The organism is Streptomyces sp. 150FB, assembly GCF_000818195.1.
In the GTDB taxonomy this organism is placed as follows: Bacteria; Actinomycetota; Actinomycetes; order Streptomycetales; family Streptomycetaceae; genus Streptomyces.
The window spans coordinates 2,935,961-2,952,299 of the sequence record NZ_JTHL01000001.1 but is presented as its reverse complement, the minus strand read 5'-3'; the positions used below and the strand labels follow the sequence as shown (position 1 = coordinate 2,952,299).

The following is a 16,339-nucleotide window of genomic DNA, read 5'->3' as shown; positions in this document are numbered from 1 at the left end:
ACGCGCCGTCCCCGTCACGCCCCTCCCCGCCCGCCCCCCGCGATCATCTCCGCGATCCGCTCCGGCGCCACCGGCCGCGAGTACAGCCACCCCTGCCCCGTGTCGCACCCGATCCGCCCCAGCCGTTCGGCCTGCCCCGCCGTCTCCACGCACTCCGCCGTGACCGTGAGGCCGAGCCGGTGCGCGAGCTGGACCAGGGCCTCGACGATCATCTCGTCGGCCGGGCTGGGGTGGACGCCCTCGTCGTACCTGAACCCCCGTACGAACGAGCCGTCCAGCTTCAGCACGGACACCGGCAGCCTGCTGAGGTAGGCCAGGTTCGAGTAGCCGGTGCCGAAGTCGTCGATGGCGATCCGTACGCCCATGTCGCTCAGCGCCTGGAGCGCCTGGAGCGGCCGGCCCGCCGAGCCCATCACGGCGGATTCGGTCAACTCCAGTTGCAGCAGGCACGGTGCGAGACCGGTCTCGGCGAGGATCTCCGCCACGTCGGCCACCAGGTCGGAGTCCCAGACCTGGCGTACGGCGACATTGACGCTGACGAACAGCGGCCGCTCGTGCGGGTGTTCGCGCTGCCACCGGCTCGCCTGGAGGCACGCCGTACGCAGCACCCACCGCCCGAGCTGCACGATCGAGCCGTCCTCCTCGGCGATCCCGATGAACCGGTTCGGCGCGAGCATGCCGAACTGCGGGTGCTGCCAGCGCACCAGTGCCTCGACGCCCCGCACCGTCCCGTCCGCCATGCCCACCAGCGGCTGGTACTGGAGTACGAACTCCTCGCGCTCCACGGCCGGTCGGAGCGTCGACGAGAGCGCCTGCCGCGTCATGCGGTGCGCGTTGCGCTCCGGGTCGAAGAGGGTCCAGCGCGCCTTGCCGTCGGCCTTCGCCCAGTACAGCGTGGTGTCGGCGGCCTGCATCAGCTCGGTGGGGCTGGTGCCGGCGGCCGACCGCTCGACCACCCCGATCGACGCCGAGACCGAGAGCCGCTGCCCGGCGAGGTCGAAGGGGAGCTGGAGCGCGGCGAGCACGGACCGTGCGAGATCGGTGAGTTGCTCCGTACCGATGGAGTCCTCGACCAGGATCGCGAACTCGTCGCCGCCGAGCCGCGCCACGAGATGACCGCCGTTACGGGTGTAGCCGTCGCGGTCGGCGCACTCGGTGAGCCGGCTCGCGACGGCGGCGAGCAGCCGGTCCCCCGTGCGGTGGCCGAGGGTGTCGTTGACGGCCTTGAAGCCGTCGAGATCCAGGTAGCAGAGACCGATCCGCCCTGTTCTGCCATGCCCGTAGGACGGGAGGGTACGGCGGCCGGGAACCCCGGCGCGGTCGGTGCCGGGGTCGTCGCGCAAGCCGTGCGGCTGGTCGGGGGCCGGGTCGTACGGCTCGTACGGATCGTCGTACGGCCGGTCGTACGCCTGGCTGTACGCCGACGTCTCCAGCGCCGACGACAGCCGCTCGAAGAACAGGGTGCGGTTGGGCAGCCGGGTCACCGGGTCGTGCATCTGGAGGTGGCGCAGCCGCGCCTGGAGCTCGCGCCGGTCGCTGATGTCGGTGATGGAGAGCAGGACGTTCCCGCTCTCCGGCACGGGGGCCACGGTCACCTCGGCCCACAGCGCGCGGCCGTCGGAGTGTTTGAGGCGGCGCGTGCAGCGGAAGCGGGCGCGCCGGCCGCGCAGCACCTCGCGGTAGGCGTGCCAGGTGCGGGTGTCGGACGCGAGGTCGACGAGGTCGGCCGCCGGCTGTTCGCGTAACGCGGCGGGGTCGGTGCCGAGCAGCTCGGCCAGGGACTCGTTGGCGGCGACGATGCCGCCCTCGTGGTCGAGGACGGCCATGGCGAGTTGGGCGATGTGGAACGCGGCGCGGTAGTCGGGCGTATCGGCGATAGTTCTGCCGACAGGCTGACTCTCCGTGATCGGTGGGCGGGCGCTGTCGGGCGCTGCGAGTGCCGCAGGCCGCGGTCCTTCGGAGGTTCCGCTCACGGCTCGCTCCCGCGGTGCAGTCGTGTCGTACAAGGGGTGGTGGGGACGGGTCTGCCAGGGAAAGTGTGCCGATCATAGAGGCTGTCCGGGTGGCCGTTCCAGCTCTGTCGCACGGAATGGTGCGGCGGGGGCTGATGGTGTGTCGCGGGACGATCGTTTCTGCACGCCTCTGGCCTCGGGCGACTCCGTCCTGATCGGTTGTGACTTTCTGTGATCCATCGGGGTGTCGGGCCTCTCACCCAGGTGGGGCAGCGGAACAGGGCATTTCACTACAAAACAGCACAGGGTGGTGACGTGTCCCGCATTACCGGCCGGAGGTCCACGTGGAGCGTCAGCAGACACCCGGGGGAGTGGACCGACGCCTGCGCTCGACAGCGGCGGCCTTCACCTCGCTCGTGGCGTTCGCTGCGACGTCGCTGGTCGCCGGACCGGCTGTGGCGGCCCACCCCCAGGACCCCTGCGCGCTGCCCCGTACGGCCGCACATCACTCGCTCGGCCTCGACACCTGGAACGGCGACTACGCGCGTCCGAAGCGGGCGCTCAACGCGGTCATGATCTTCCTGTCCTTCCCGGACTCCGTGCCGCGCGCCGACCCCGCCGAACTCGCCGCCGACCACTTCCCGTCCACCACCGACTTCTACCGGCGGGCCTCGTACGGAAAGTTCACCCTGCGCGCCCACCCACTGCACCGGTGGCTCCCGATGCCGCGCGCCTCCACCTCGTACGGGATACGGCGCGACTGGAACCCGGGCCGCCGCACGGACTACCTGCGCGACGCGCTGGGTGTCGCCGACCCGGTGGTCGACTTCTCGCGCTACGACGTCGTCTACTTCGTCGCCGACCCGGACGCGCCGGGCGTCGACTCCGACGCCACGAAGGTCGTCAACTTCGAGCACCCGATGAGGGCGGACGGTACGGACATCAAGCGCGTCGTCACGGTCTTCGAGCACCACCCGCCGGACCGCAACGTACTGGCCCACGAGACCGGGCACGTGTTCGACCTGGCCGACCTCTACCACCGGCCGGCCGACGGCAAGGGCGACTGGGACACGTACGTCGGTGACTGGGATGTGATGGGAAGCCAGTTCGGGCTCTCACCGGACTTCTTCGGCTGGCACAAGTGGAAGCTGGGCTGGATCGACCGGCGGCAGGTGCGGTGCGTGTCGACCACGGGCACCACGCTGCTCACGCTGGAGCCGATCGCCGCCGCGCAGGACGTGGGCGGGGAGGCGGGGACGCGGCTCGCCGTTGTACGGACGGGCAAGGACTCCGTACTCGCCATGGAGGCGCGCGGCGCGACCGGCAACGACGACCGGACCTGTACGGAGGGTGTGCTGATCTACCGGGTGCGCAACGACACGGCCTCGGGCGGCGGCCCGGTCGACGTGATCGACACACATCCGCACACGGAGGCCTGCGACGACAACTCGGTCTACCCGCCGCTGGCCGACGCGCCGTTGGGGGTCGGGGAGACGTTCACGGTGCCGGGAGAGCGTACGCGGGTGGAGGTGGCCGACCGGACTCCGGCGGGGGCGTGGACGGTCAAGATCACGACGGGGAGCGGGGACATGAAGGAGGCGGGCACGGGGTGATGCTCCCCGATGCTCCCCGGGGCGGGTGGGCCTCGGGGAGCATCGGAGCCTTGGAGTCTCGGGGAGCATCGCAGGGGCGGCGTCGGGACGTTGTGGTCAGTGGTGCAGGTGGGCGAGGACCAGGTTGGGGTCGGTGGCGGTGGTGTAGGCCGCGCTCGGGACGTAGAGGGTGTCGCCGCGCAGGGCGACGGAGGTGGGGTTCTGGAGGCCGTCGTCGGCGGTCAGGACGGTGGAGTGGGTGCCGTCGGGCTGGATGAGCGCGACCTCGCTGGGGCCGTTGAGCGCGGCCACGATCCGGTCGCCACGGCCGGTGAAGGCGAAGTCGTCGATGCCGGTCAGGCCGGTGGCCCGGGTCCTGACCTGGCCGGCGCGCCCACCCGGGAGGACGGGGATGCGCAGGACGGTGCCCCGGTCGAGGTTGGTGGCCCATACCGCGCCGTTGTGGATCTTCAGGCCGTTGGCGCCGAGGAAGCCGGTGGAGGCCAGTTCGGGGGCGGTGGACCAGGCGGCGGGGGCGCCGCCGGCGGCGGGCACGCTCCAGATGGTGCCGAGTACGGAGTCGGTGACGTAGAAGGTACGGGTGCGCTCGTCCAGGGCAAGGCCGTTGGGCAGACCGGTGCCGGGCAGCGCGGCGATGCGCCGCGGTACGCCGCCGGGGCGCAGGCTCCACAGCCCGGTGAGGTCGTCGGTGCCGGTGGCGTACAGGAAGTACAGGGTGCCGTCGTCGGCGCGGACGATGCCGGTGGTCAGCGCGAAGCCCAGGACCGGCGTGTGGACGCCGCCGTCGGCTGGCGCGGGAAGCGTGGCGAGGATACGGGTGGCGCCGCCGGGGGTGATCTGTGCCACCTGGCGGGCGGCGGCGAGGGTGACGTACGCGCCCCCGCTCGGGGCCAGGGCGATGTTCTCCGGCAACTGGCCCTTGGCCAGGTCGAAATGCACGGCGATCCGGGCGTCGCCGGCGTTGCTCACGGGGGTGGAGGCGGCCGACGCCGGAACCGGACCGATCGCGACGACGGCTGCGACGGTCAGGACGGCTGCGGACACGGCGGTTCTGGACAGCTTCTTGAACATGGTTGCCTCACTGTTTTCGGGCGTGCGGCAGCGGTACGCCGACGCACGTAGGGGTGGATCGTGTGGTGGGGTGGGTCAGTTGACGCCGGCCTGGGCCTCCGGCCGTACCGGAGCTGCGGGGGCGATGGCCTCGGCGCTGGGCTGAGCGATGGCCTGGGCGAGCAGGGCCAGCGCGGTCCGCGAGGGCGAGCCGGTCCCGGCGGTGGCGACCACGACGCCGGGGCCCGGCCCGTAGCTCAGGGTCTGCTGGGTGACGGTCAGCGAGCCGACCAGCGGGTGCCGCATCTCGTAGACGGCGACGGTGTGGTTCTTGACGCGATGGTCGGCCCACATCGATGCGAAGTCCCCGCTCTTCGCGCTCAGTTCGCCGACGAGTTCGTGCAGCGCGGCGTCGTCCGGGTACTGACCGGCCACCAGGCGCAGATTCCCCACCACCGCGCGGGCCTTGCTCGGCCAGTCCGCGTACAGATCGCGCGTATGGGCGTCGAGGAACACCAGCCTCGCCAAGTTGGGCCGCTCCGGGGGCCGTTCGGGGCTTGTGGGGTCGAGGTGTCCGGCGAACAGCGCGTGTCCCGGGCGGTTCCACGCCAGTACGTCACTCCGGCGGCCGACCACGATCGCCGGGACGTCCGTCAGCGAGTCCAGCAACTGGCGCGCTGCGGAAGGCACTTGCTCGGGCGCGGGCCGCCGCCCCCGGCTGCGGTGCTTGGTCGAGCGGGCCAGCGCGTGCAGGTGCAGCCGCTCGGGGTCGTTCAGTTGCAGAGCGCGGGCTATCGCGTCCAGCACCTCCGGCGAGGCGTTCATCGAATGCCCCTGCTCCAACCGTGCGTAGTAGGAAGCACTCACACCCGCCAGCAGCGCCAACTCCTCGCGCCGTAGCCCTGGCACCCGCCGCCGCTCCCCGTAGGTCGGCACCCCGACGTCCTCGGGGCGCAGTTGGGAGCGCCGTGAGTGGAGGAAGTCCCCTAGCCGCACCTGTGCGTTCATGAATCCGAGTATGGTCCGACGGGATCCGCGCAGCCTCTCCCTGCGGGGGATAGGCAGCCGCTGTCAGAGGGCAGGCGTCAGAAGGCGGGCGCGGGCGGACTGTAGGACGGCCCCGGCCCCTTGCGGTCAGGCTGCAGCGGGCACGTACGGGAAGGACGCGGTGGGGGCCGCGTCTGCCGCTTCGTTGGTCAGACCGACGCTCAACGCGCTGTTGGTGACGAGGGAGAACATAACTTCGCCCGCATTGTCCGTGAGGGTTCGGCCGTTGAACCTGGCGAAGCCGAACCCTCCGGGTGTGCCGATCATGTAGGGCAGGACATTGGGCAGAACGCGTTGGGCTACGTCCCACCCGTAGGCAGGTGGATCGGCGGCTGTGGCGCCGGCGGCGATGACCGAGGTCACCAGGCCGGTGATCTCCCTGTTGAAGGTACGGGCGTCCTCGGCGGGGGGCGTCTGGTTCAGCCTCTCGGCCAGGTCGTCGTCGAACTGGGCAAAGATCGGCGAGACCATGGGCAGCCCAAACCGATTGATACGCCGCCAGCCTCCGGCGTCAGTGGCCAATGCTGTGACGCCCCATACGTTTATATGTCGGGCACCGGTCAACGCCAGGAGTTCGAAGTCTGGTACCTCAAGCACGATGGAATACACCTTCTGCCCTGAGAACAGGCTCTTGACCTGTGAAGGGTCCTGTTCTGGAACGGTGACGTCCATGCCATGTCGAAATGCCTGGCCTACGGCCTCCACAACCTCGGGATTCATCCAGAACGGGTCACTCGCCCGGCCTGCCCACAATCGCAGGCCGCTGCTGGCGGTAAGTATTTTATTCGTATCCCCATTGAGGAGTTCGATGCCGGAGACCCTGTCGTCGCCTGCCTCCGGTCCGACGACCTGACTCAACTTCACGTGCTGTTCCCCAGCACTGTCCGGCACTGCGAACGTGAGGCGGTACACCAGGTCCTCGACGGCGTCACCTGAAACGTCGATCTTGAACTCGTACCTTGCTTCCGGGTGGAACCCCTTCGGGGCGTCCGGTCCGGCAGCATCCGAACTTACGTTCATTACGAAAACGGTGCCTACTTCACCATGGAAAACGTACATATCCGTGATGTTCAGCCGGGCATCGGCCCTGGCCGCAGGCGAATCGAGGTGATGGGACATAGCGCTTGCTCCAGAACGTTGCGGCGGGCAGACGCAGCGACACCTTTGACGCCCGCCACACCTCGCTGATTGCCGAGGCAGGCCTGACGGTCGCATGCCGTGCGCGCACTCATGGCGCCTGGTGCCCGAGTCAGAGCCTGCGGCCCTGGCCGGATCCACTCGTACTGACAACGGTACGGCTCCGCCTTGGTGAGCGCACAGCAGTCCTCTGGCACCCACGCCCTGATCGGCCGGCCGCGAACGCGTCCACGATGAGGCTGTCATCGCGGTTGACGCGCCTCCCACGCCGGCGCTCCATCGAGTCGCCGAGCGACCACGAGGTGCCGGCCGTGTCCGGAGACGTGGCCGGACCCGGCACCGGCGCACGGGTGGTCGGGGCCACCATGGACCGCTTCGGCCGCGTCGATACGTTGATCTACGGCGCTGGGCTGCTCGTCTCCAAGCCGTTCATCGAGTACACCGACGAGGACTACGAGTCGGTGGTGGGGGTGAATGCGCGCGGTTTCTTCGAGATGTCGCGCGGCGCGATCGCCGCGATGCTCTCCCGCGACGGAGGTGGGCATGTCGTGAACATCTCCACGAGCATGGTCGACAACGACAACGACAACGACAACGACAACGACGACGACGCACCGGTGGCCGGGGCCTCGCGTCCCTGACCAAGGGCGGGCTGAACGCGGTCAGCAAGTCAGTGACCTGACCGAGGGGCCCGGCACCGGCTCGGGGCGCTTCATCGACCGTACGGGCCCGATCGACCGGTCCTGACGCTGATCCCGGCGGCCCCGAGCCCGGCCAACGAAAAAGCCCCTCGCGTGAGCGAGGGGCTTTTTCTGTCTGTGCGCCGCCAGGGACTCGAACCCCGGACCCGCTGATTAAGAGTCAGCTGCTCTAACCAACTGAGCTAGCGGCGCCTGCTGACGTCGTAGACATTAGCATCCGGATCGGTGCGAAGAAAAATCGATATACGGGACCGGGCGCGAGAGGCCCTCCCGATCCGTATCCGGCGGGTATCCCGTGGTCAGGAGCACGGCCGCGGCAGCATGCCGACCGGCGCGGCGGCGGCCTGCCTGGCCGCCCGTACGGTCGCCCTCGCCGCCCGTACGCAGGCCCACAGAAGCACCTCGGGACCCGGCAGCCACGGGTGGCGGGTGTCGGGCGCGACCACCCAGCGCGGCCCTGAAGCGGCTCCGGGCGTCAGCGGCGGTACGGTCACCGCGTCGCCCGCGCCATGACAGAGCAGCGGCGGCGGTACGGCGCCCTCGCCGCAGGCGCCCGCTTCGCCGTCGCCGTCCTCCTCGGCCCTGTCGGAGCCGGTGGCACCCCACTCCTCCCACGAGAGGAGGGCCGGTAACCGCTGGGCCGTACCGGGCGCGGCGAAGAGCAGCGTCCTGCCCCGGTAGGCGGCGACCGGACCCGAGCCGGGACCTTCCTCCCACAGCCGGTCCAGCATCCGGCGGCCGAAGATCGCCGGCGCGTTCACCACGTCGAAGGCGGAGCCGCAGGGGAGCACGCTCGGCGCGGTGGGCCTGGCGGCCCAGAGCGTGAGCGTGGAGCGCGGATGGGGCACGGCGGAGGCGAGCCAGTCGGCGCCGGCCGGGGTCACCTGCGCGATCCGGCGGGCTCCCGCAGCGCCGAGGAGGCCGAAGATGTCGGTGCGGATTTCGTCGTCGTCCGTGTCGGGGATCAGCGGGGATTCATCTCGCGGCCAAGGGCTCATGACGTCAAGGTCTACCGGCAGTAACGATCCTGTCCCGCAGAGTTCGCAGAAACCGGGACAGGGTGGGGCGGTAAGGGGTAGCCTGCCGCCCGGCATATGCCAAACAGGCCGCGTATGGCGGCGGACCCCGGGCGGGCTCCCGGCGGCCTCCGGCGTGCTTCCTGCGCCGCGTCTGCGCCGGGCCGCGTCCGCACCCCGTCCGCGCCGCGTCACCTCCGCGCCACGCCGCGCCACGTCCGTCCGTCCGCCCGACCGGGGGCCTACTTCCCGGCCAGACCGTCGCCCCGCAGCAGATCCCGCCCGAATTCGACCATCTTCTTCGCGTAGTCCTCGGTCCACTCGGCCCGCTCGGCGATGTCCGCGGCCGTGAGCCGGTCGAAGCGCCGCGGATCGGCGAGCTGGGCGGCGGCGACGGCCTGGAACTCCAGCGCCCGGTCCGTCGCCGCGCGGAACGCCAGCGTCAGCTCCGTGGCCCTGTCCAGGAGCGCCGCCGGGTCGTCGATCGACTCGAGGTCGAAGAAGTGCTCGGGGTCGGTGACCGCCTCCGAGGGCTCGAAGAGCAGCGGTGCCGGCCGTAGCCGCCGCTGACTCCGCTCGGGATCCGCCATCTCTGTTCCTCCTGCTGATCTGTGTGAGGCCATCGGGCCACCGACCATTGTCCCGCGCCCCGCAAGTGGGCCTCAGGGGGCGCCCGTGAACGGAGTGCACACCCGCTCGGAGCCCTGCCGGGGGCCCGTAAAACCGGGCCTCGCACAGAGCCGCCACCCATGGCTCCCCTGATGACTTCCCCTTTACGGCCCTCGGCTCACCCGATGTTCCGACAGGGAGGACAGATTCGCACAGCCGTGCGAAAACTAGTCCTGCAGGTGGGAGTCGAGGCCGGCCGGGATCGCGGCGCCGGAGAGGTAGCGCTCCAGCATTTCGCGCCGCTCGGCGAGCTGCTTCTCCTGCTGGGCGAGTTGGTCGCGGACCTGCCGGACGCGGCCGACAAGTGCGTCGCAGTCACCCTCCGGCCGCTTCGACCCCGCACACGGGATGATTTCCCGGATGATCTCGGACGACAGGCCCGCCCGGTACAGGTCCTGGATGAAGGCGACCTGGAGCACCGCCTGCTTGTCGTACTCCCGATATCCGTTGGCACGGCGTTCGGCCCGCAGCAGTCCCTGTTCCTCGTAGTACCGCAGTGCGCGTGTGCTGATTCCGGCCGCCTCGGCAAGCTCCCCGATCCGCACCTTCCGCCACCTCCTCCATCCACCCCGACTCGTCGGCTTGACATTGACGTCAACGTGAAAGTTTAGCGTGACGGGCATGACATCGACTGAACGAAGCGGACAGCGGGCGACCGACCGGGGCGCGGCGCTCGTCACCGGGGCCGGAACGGGTATTGGGGCCGCGATCACGGAAAGACTGGCGGCGCGGGGCAGGGATCTGGTGCTGGTGGCGCGCGACTCCGTACGGCTGGAGGCAGCGGCCGTGCGGCTGCGCGCCGAGCACCGGGTCGACGTGCTGACCGTACCGCTGGACCTGTCGCTGCCGGACGCGCCCGCACACCTGGCCGAGCACCTGAAGAGTTCGGGGGTCGAGGTCGACATCCTGGTCAACAACGCGGGTGTTGCCGTCGTCGGGCCGGTCGGTGACATCGGTCCGGCGCGGATACGGGGGCTGGTCGATCTGAACGCCGGTGCGGTCGCGGAAACGACCGCGCTCTTCCTGCCCGCCATGCTCGCCCGAGGACGGGGCGCGATCGTGAACATCGCGAGCACCGCCGCGTACGCGCCCGCGCCCTACAACGCCGCGTACGCGGCATCGAAGGCGTTCGTTCTCTCCTTCACCCAGGCGCTCTGGCACGAGACCCGCGGTACGGGCGTCCGGGTGGTGGCGGTCAGCCCCGGCGCGATCGAGACCCCGATGAATCCCGGCCGCGCTCGAGGCAAACGCCGGCCCGAGCAGGTCGCGGAAACCGTCATGACAGCCCTGCGCGGCCACGCCCCCGCGGTCGTCGACGGCCGGGCCTACGTGCTCCAGACCTTCGTATTCAGCCGAGTACTCCCGTCGCGGACCGCGGCCAGGCTCACCGGAAACTTCTTCCGCAAAGCGGCCCAGCGCACGCACGCCTAGGCAGTGTTCTGATAAATGATCATGCTGTGGTGTCGCGAAGCCACAAGATGAGCGAGGCCAGGTGCAGTCCCGACTGGTAGCGAACGGCGAGCTTGTCGAAGCGAATCGCGATCGCGCGGAATCGCTTGAGGCGGTTGAAGCAGCGCTCGACCACGTTGCGGCCCTTTTACTGCTTTTTGTCGAAGGCCGGTGGCCGGCCGCCGCGTGCGCCGCGTCGCTTGCGGTTGGCCACCTGGTCGGAGCGTTCGGGGGTGATGGCCCTGATACCGCGTCGACCAACGACAGGGGCAGGCCACAGCCGTCCGCCGCCAGGTGGACCTTCGTGGTCAGCCCGCCGCGGGACCGGGTCCCCTTTCTCCGAGCACCGGCGGCATGTTGGTGAGCCCGGTTGATGGCGGAGTCCACCGAAACCGTCCACTCCACGTGGCCGACCGCGTCGTCACGGACCTGAACCTGTTCCAGCAACCGGGCCCACGTACCGTCTGACTCCCACCGGGCGAACCGCTCGTAAACCGCCTGCCACGGCCCATACCGCTCCGGCAGATCCCGCCACGGAGCCCCCGTCCGCAAGCGCCACAGCACCCCGTCGATCATCTGCCGGTGGTCACGCCAGGGCCGCCCCCGGCCATCCAGCACCGGCAACAGTGGCGCTATCCGCTCCCACGCCCAATCCGTCAACTCTCCACGACCAGACACCAGATCAACTATCGGGGCCGCTTCGGCCCGGACCGTCCTCTGGATCCGGCACGAACAGGCTCAACCGATAGGTGGTCGGCTGGCTCAACCGACCACACAACATGTCGATCCGGGTCATCGCCCAGTCGATCTGGCCGCCGGCGGCGCGCAGGCCACGTAGGTGAGCCCGGTATTCCGACTCCTCCTGAGTCTCGAAGAGCACCTCCCAACGGCCGACCTCAAAAGCCGGTGAACCGGTGGCCCGGCGTCCCTGGTCTTGTCGCTGACGCCTCTTCCGCTGCCCTGACATCGGCCCAGCATTGCTGGGCTGCACAGCCCCGGCAACCCCCGGCTCATCAGAGCGATGATCATTTGTCAGACAGGGTCTAGTGGCTACCCCCTGGGCATGCGTCGACCGCTGCTGGTAGACGTTTGCCTATGAGCAGGCGGGATGTGCTGGGCCGCGGTGTGAGGGTAGGCATGCTGATGGCAGGGGTTCCGGGGGGAATTTGGGTCACTTTCGCGTTCGGGGCCGGGCTCGCCTTCATGGCAAGAGGCAACGCGCAGGCGGCGCTGACCGCTTTCCGCGACGGCGGGATACTCCTTGTCGGGAGTACGGCGACGGGGGTCCTGGTGGGAGTGTTCATCGGTGGAGGGCTGGCTCTCGCATCGCAGAGGGCGGCGGTCAATAGCCGCGCATGGGAGCTCGCCCTCGTAGGGGCACTACTCGCGGCCGTGGCGTTCCCCGCGGAGATTTTGGTCGTCGCACTGGGCACGAACACGGGACCCCTTGAGATGGTGGCGACCGTGCTCGCATGGCCGGTGATGACAGTGGTGGCCGCCGTGCACAGTGCTGACATCGCTGGTCGCACCCGCCGCCACAAATGGTTGTGGACCGCCCGTCGCCGCCGGCAGCAACAGCCTTCACGACCACAGGCATAGCGCTGACAAGTCTCACTGTCTCAAGCGGTCATTCGCCCGCTAAAACGCTCAGTCACACCGACCAGCAAGATCAAGGTCTTCGGCTGAGGACTCCAGAGAGTCCGGCTTGCTTGCGGAGACGCTTGAGCATGGCCGCGAGTTCACGCCCCGACTGGTCCAGCTCGTCAGGCTCGATGGCCACCGTTGACGTACTCCCTGAACGGTACGGATTCCGCGAGCGCGATCCGCTGGTACTCGATGTACGGTGCCGGATCGCCGTCGTACAGGTCCCGGCCGGTCTGTGTACCGTCCGCCTCATAGATCATGAGGACAACTTCAGACCGGTCGAAGAGCCAGAAGTCCGGTACCCCTTCAAGGGGGTTGGGTCGGTCGGTCACGTCCAGGATGCGGATGTCGTCTCCGGCTCGCGAATGTGCGTCGTAGTACATGAACTCAAAGCGGAGATAGTCCGTGAGCGGCTGCCTGATGATATGGACGCGCCCTTTGCACTTCCCCTCTTCCCTGATCCTCCGTAGGCCCTCTGTGTAGCCGGAAGAGTAGTCCCGCGGGTCGATTCGCTGCCCTGCCAGGAAGTCCTGGATGTCACCGTCTTCGCTTGGGACCCGGTACACGGGGAGGGTTTCGAGTCGCCACGCCTCACGCTTGAAGCCCTGAATCTTGGCTTTCCACTCATTGCCGGTCAGTCGAGTCAGTTCCTCACGAGCCATAGCCGTGAACCCCCTGATGCGGGCCCCTTGCGGGCCGGTCGTCATGACAGTACGAGCGGGGCGGGTGAGCCGTCCATGCGGGAACGCGACTATGCGCGTCTTCGCATAAAGACCGGCCGGGGTCGTCAGTTGGGCTGGTCAGTTGGGATGGTTGGTCGGGCCGCGCGGGTTATGGGCGCCAGGTCACTCGGTGTTCCGACAAGTGGGACAGGACCGCGTGGTTGGCTTCCCAGCCGTCGGGGAACTTCACCGCCACCCCGAGCTGGACCGGTTCCGTCGACGGGTGTTCGTCGAGCAGTTCGGCCACGCCCGCGCGGCAGACCACGACGCATGCGTGCCGGTGGCGGGACGCCAGTACGCAGAGTCTGCCCGTCTCCAGGTGGAACGCTGTCGCGTCCGGGCGCCCCGACAGCGGGTGCAGGACGACCGTGACGTCGAACTCGCGGCCCTGGAGGCGGTTCGCCGTGTCCACGGCGACTCCGGTCACTCCCAGGTCGCCGAGCGCCGCCCTGATCGCCGCCGCCTGGTCGCGGTGCGCCGTGCCGACCGCGATCCGGTCGGCGGTCAGCGGTACGGGGCCGGGGGAACGCTCGCTGAGCGCCGCGCCCCCTCGGTCCAGCAGCCGGCGTACCACCAGGGCGACGGCGCGTACCGCCTCGGGATCCGTGCGCGGGGTGCGGCGGGCCGGCAGTTCCAGGAGTCCCCAGCCCGCCTCGGCGGCCTCGTCGAGCACCCGGTCGGGGCCCGAGCCGTCGGACGGGACGCCGAAGGTGAGACGGCGGTCGCCGGGGCCCGTACCGCTGCGGAACCGGGTGTACGGGTAGAACGCGTCCGACACCAGCGGCGCCGCCGTGGCGGGCAGCCGCCACGAGACCGGCAGCCGGTGCTGGGGCAGTTCGGGGTTGTGCGCGAGGAGCGTGGTCACCGCGCTCGCCGACGGGTCGTAGGAGAGGCCCGCCCACTGGTCGGCGCCCACGATGCTGAACGGGTCGAGCTGCCCCGGATCGCCGACGAACAGCGCGCGCTCGAAGAGCCCGGCGACGGCGAGCAGCGCGTCGGAACGCATCTGGTACGCCTCGTCCACAATGGCGTGCTGCCACTGCTCGACGCCCTGGACATGCGCCCACTTCGCCGCCGTCGAGATCACCACGTCCAGACCGGCGAGGTCGGCGGCCTTGGCCGACTTGCGTACGTTCGGCAGCTCGTCCAGCACCTTGTCGTACGGGTCCGGGTCGTTGCTGTGCAGCCGCCCGACCGGCAGGTCGGGCTGCTTCTCGGCGAGCCGCGTCACCAGATCGTCGACCTGCGCGTTGGTCTGCGCGACGACCATCAACGGCCGTCCGGCCGCGGCGAGTTCGAGAGCCGCCCGGACGACGAGGGTCGACTTCCCGGCCCCCGGCGGCGAGTCGACGACCACACCGCGGTACGAGCCGTGCAGCGTGTCCCGCAGGATCGCGTCCGTGGCTCGGGTGGCCTCGGCGCCCGGATCGAAGCCGGGCAGGGTGGTGGCGGGCGCGGTCATCGGAGCCTCCGTACGGACGGCGGACAGTTGACGGTCACAGGAAGTCCTCCTCGGTCACCGGGTCCGGCCGCTCACGCGCCCCCGCCCGCGCCTCGGTACGCGCCCCGGCCCCCGCCCCCGCACCCACGTCCGGGGCCGCGTCACCCACGGCGTCGTCCCTGACCGGCGGGCCACCGTGGGTCCACGGTGTCTCCTCCGGGTCGGGCAACTTCGGGCCGCCGCGCTGGTCGTGCTCGAAGAGCGTCCAGGCGAACCGGTCGCCCTTCTCCGGCACCGTCCCCGGCGCCGGCTCCTTGCTCCGGCCCATCCGGTCCGTGAGACGCAGCAGCAGGAGCCCCCCGCCCGCCGCCCCGTCCGCCCCCGGACCCCCGCCGCCCGCCGCGCCCGCCTCCCCGTTGACAACGTCCCCGTCCTCGGACTCCACCGCCCGTACGAACTCCGCCGACTGCGGCTTGCCCTCCAGCGAGCGGTACACCTTCACCCCCGCGCCGAGATGCGGCCGGTCGTCCGTGCGGACCGTGAGCAGCGGGCGCGGCGACGGCCGCTTGCTCTCGCTGTACGCCATGACCACCTCCGTCACCTCGCCCAGGAACGCCTCCCCCGAGAGCCGCCGCCCCGCCAGCACCAGCGGATCGTCCAGGGCCTCCTGCGCCTCCAGTTGCGCCTGCGCGGTCTCGCGTGAGGCCAGTTTCTGCGCCGCCGTCACCGCGTCGTCCCTGCGCGGCTGCGGCGGCTCTCCGGCGGCGACCCGGTCGCGGTGGCCGGTGAACGACCAGCGGTCGCGCGTCCACCGGTCCGTGACCCTCGCCCCCTCGGGCAGCGCCCGCAGCAGGTCCAGGCCGTGCCACACCGCGTCCCAGGTCGGCCGCATCACCCCGGCGAGCAGCTCGCGGATCTCCCGCTCGGCCGCCGTCAGCAGCGCCAGTTGCTCGTCGGCGCCATGGCCGTCCTCCGCGGCCGCCAGGCCGTTGCGGGCCGCGTCGTACCGGTCGATCGCCGGGGACAGCAGCCTGTTGTCGAACGCCGGGTCCGTCGCCGGACCGGCCGGCGGGCACAGCAACTGCCCGCCGCCGTCCCGCTCCACCTCGGCCCGCAGCGCCGCTTCCGCGCCCCGGAGCCCGTCCGGCGGGTCGATCCAGGCGAGCAGCGCCCCCAGGTGCTGGTCCTCCAGATTCGACTGGCCGGTCGCCCAGTGCCTGTTCAGCAGGTCGGTCGTCGCGAGCAGCAGCGAGGACCCCGGCACCCGGGCGCGCTCGCCGTAATGCGTCAGCCAGCGCCCGAGGAGCGGTACGCGCGGCGGCGCCGGATACGGCGTGTCCGGGTCGTCGTCGACCGTACGCCGGAACCGCATCGACCGGCCCAGCAGCCGTACGAGGTCGATGCCCGGCCGGCTCGGCACGATCAACTGCGGGGCGTCGGCGCAGAGCTCGACCTCGACCTTGACGCGCTTCCCGGTCGCGGGATCGGTCTCGTTGCGCTCGGCGGCCTCCACCACCCCGGTGTACCCGTCGATATAGGGAAGAACCGCCTCCGCCAGCTCGGCGAGGAAGGCGAACCGCAGATCCCGGTCGCGCGGCTGCGCCACCGTGAGCAGGCGCGGCGCCTCCCTGTCCGTACCGACGAGCGCGCCGAGCGGTGCGCCCGCCTCGCCCGCCGTGGTCAGGGGCACGATCACGAACGGCCGCTCGGAGACCCGCCGGTGGCGCACGGTGACCAGCGGCTGGGCATGCCCGCTCTCGACCGCTTCGAGCCGCGCGAGCGTACTGATCAGCGACATGCGGCCGCCGCCCCGGTCCGGTCCGCGACTGAGGAAAGAGTCGACGATGGCGCGGCCGGCACCGGCAGCCCCGCCTCTGTCAGCGCCTCGCTCCGCAGCG

13 protein-coding genes, 1 tRNA gene and 2 pseudogenes are annotated in these 16,339 nt (G+C 70.4%); 3 read left to right on the top strand and 13 right to left on the bottom strand.

The window, feature by feature from the left end:
- Window positions 1-14: 14 nt before the first annotated feature.
- A complete protein-coding gene (locus QR77_RS12445) occupies window positions 15-1,973 on the bottom strand; it encodes an EAL domain-containing protein (protein WP_040021688.1) in 1,959 nt (652 codons plus the stop codon).
- A gap of 323 nt (window positions 1,974-2,296) precedes the next feature.
- Here QR77_RS12445 and QR77_RS12440 point away from each other — a divergent pair, with 323 nt between their 5' ends.
- A complete protein-coding gene (locus tag QR77_RS12440) occupies window positions 2,297-3,565 on the top strand; it encodes a M6 family metalloprotease domain-containing protein (protein ID WP_040021686.1) in 1,269 nt (422 codons plus the stop codon).
- Between the two features lie 96 nt (window positions 3,566-3,661).
- Here the strand turns inward: QR77_RS12440 and QR77_RS12435 are convergent, their stop codons facing one another.
- The 3 genes from QR77_RS12435 to QR77_RS12425 form a co-directional block, all read right to left on the bottom strand.
- The gene (locus QR77_RS12435) at window positions 3,662-4,636 is read right to left on the bottom strand and encodes a hypothetical protein (protein ID WP_040021685.1); all 975 of its coding nucleotides are present in this window, start codon (window positions 4,634-4,636) and stop codon (window positions 3,662-3,664) included.
- 75 nt (window positions 4,637-4,711) lie between these two features.
- Window positions 4,712-5,623, bottom strand: a complete 912-nt coding sequence (locus QR77_RS12430; RefSeq protein WP_040021684.1) for a helix-turn-helix transcriptional regulator — start codon at window positions 5,621-5,623, stop codon at window positions 4,712-4,714.
- Between the two features lie 126 nt (window positions 5,624-5,749).
- Complete coding sequence (locus QR77_RS12425) at window positions 5,750-6,781, bottom strand: DUF4331 family protein (RefSeq protein ID WP_040021683.1); 1,032 nt, start codon at window positions 6,779-6,781, stop codon at window positions 5,750-5,752.
- A 329-nt stretch (window positions 6,782-7,110) separates the two neighbouring features.
- On the opposite strand from QR77_RS12425, the gene QR77_RS12420 reads away from it, so the two are divergent.
- Window positions 7,111-7,440, top strand: coding sequence for an SDR family NAD(P)-dependent oxidoreductase (locus QR77_RS12420; protein WP_201778803.1), 330 nt, complete (start codon window positions 7,111-7,113; stop codon window positions 7,438-7,440).
- 178 nt (window positions 7,441-7,618) lie between these two features.
- On the opposite strand, the gene QR77_RS12415 is transcribed toward QR77_RS12420, so the two are convergent.
- The 4 genes from QR77_RS12415 to QR77_RS12400 all read right to left on the bottom strand — a co-directional run bounded on the left by QR77_RS12415 (window position 7,619) and on the right by QR77_RS12400 (window position 9,730).
- Window positions 7,619-7,692: transfer RNA gene (locus QR77_RS12415), tRNA-Lys, on the bottom strand.
- Window positions 7,693-7,799: 107 nt separating this feature from the next.
- A complete protein-coding gene (locus QR77_RS12410) occupies window positions 7,800-8,498 on the bottom strand; it encodes a bifunctional DNA primase/polymerase (protein WP_236710616.1) in 699 nt (232 codons plus the stop codon).
- Between the two features lie 260 nt (window positions 8,499-8,758).
- Window positions 8,759-9,106, bottom strand: a complete 348-nt coding sequence (locus QR77_RS12405; protein WP_040021682.1) for a hypothetical protein — start codon at window positions 9,104-9,106, stop codon at window positions 8,759-8,761.
- 246 nt (window positions 9,107-9,352) lie between these two features.
- Window positions 9,353-9,730 (bottom strand): MerR family transcriptional regulator, encoded by a 378-nt coding sequence (locus tag QR77_RS12400; protein WP_040021674.1) that lies wholly within the window; start codon window positions 9,728-9,730, stop codon window positions 9,353-9,355.
- A 76-nt stretch (window positions 9,731-9,806) separates the two neighbouring features.
- Here QR77_RS12400 and QR77_RS12395 point away from each other — a divergent pair, with 76 nt between their 5' ends.
- On the top strand, window positions 9,807-10,616 hold the full coding sequence (locus tag QR77_RS12395; RefSeq protein WP_040027782.1) for an SDR family NAD(P)-dependent oxidoreductase: 810 nt from the start codon (window positions 9,807-9,809) through the stop codon (window positions 10,614-10,616).
- A gap of 19 nt (window positions 10,617-10,635) precedes the next feature.
- On the opposite strand, the pseudogene QR77_RS42130 reads toward QR77_RS12395, so the two are convergent.
- From QR77_RS42130 to QR77_RS12365, 5 genes and pseudogenes are all read right to left on the bottom strand, one after another.
- Window positions 10,636-11,312, bottom strand: a pseudogene (locus QR77_RS42130) (IS5 family transposase).
- Window positions 11,313-11,316: 4 nt separating this feature from the next.
- Entirely contained in the window at window positions 11,317-11,514 is a 198-nt protein-coding gene (locus QR77_RS12385; RefSeq protein ID WP_236710614.1) for a hypothetical protein, read from the bottom strand.
- A gap of 883 nt (window positions 11,515-12,397) precedes the next feature.
- Window positions 12,398-12,940, bottom strand: coding sequence for a DUF6879 family protein (locus QR77_RS12375; protein ID WP_040027780.1), 543 nt, complete (start codon window positions 12,938-12,940; stop codon window positions 12,398-12,400).
- 169 nt (window positions 12,941-13,109) lie between these two features.
- Window positions 13,110-14,462, bottom strand: a complete 1,353-nt coding sequence (locus QR77_RS12370; RefSeq protein WP_040021671.1) for an AAA family ATPase — start codon at window positions 14,460-14,462, stop codon at window positions 13,110-13,112.
- A 163-nt stretch (window positions 14,463-14,625) separates the two neighbouring features.
- A pseudogene (locus QR77_RS12365) lies at window positions 14,626-16,239 on the bottom strand (hypothetical protein); the annotation flags it as partial.
- Window positions 16,240-16,339: the final 100 nt, after the last annotated feature.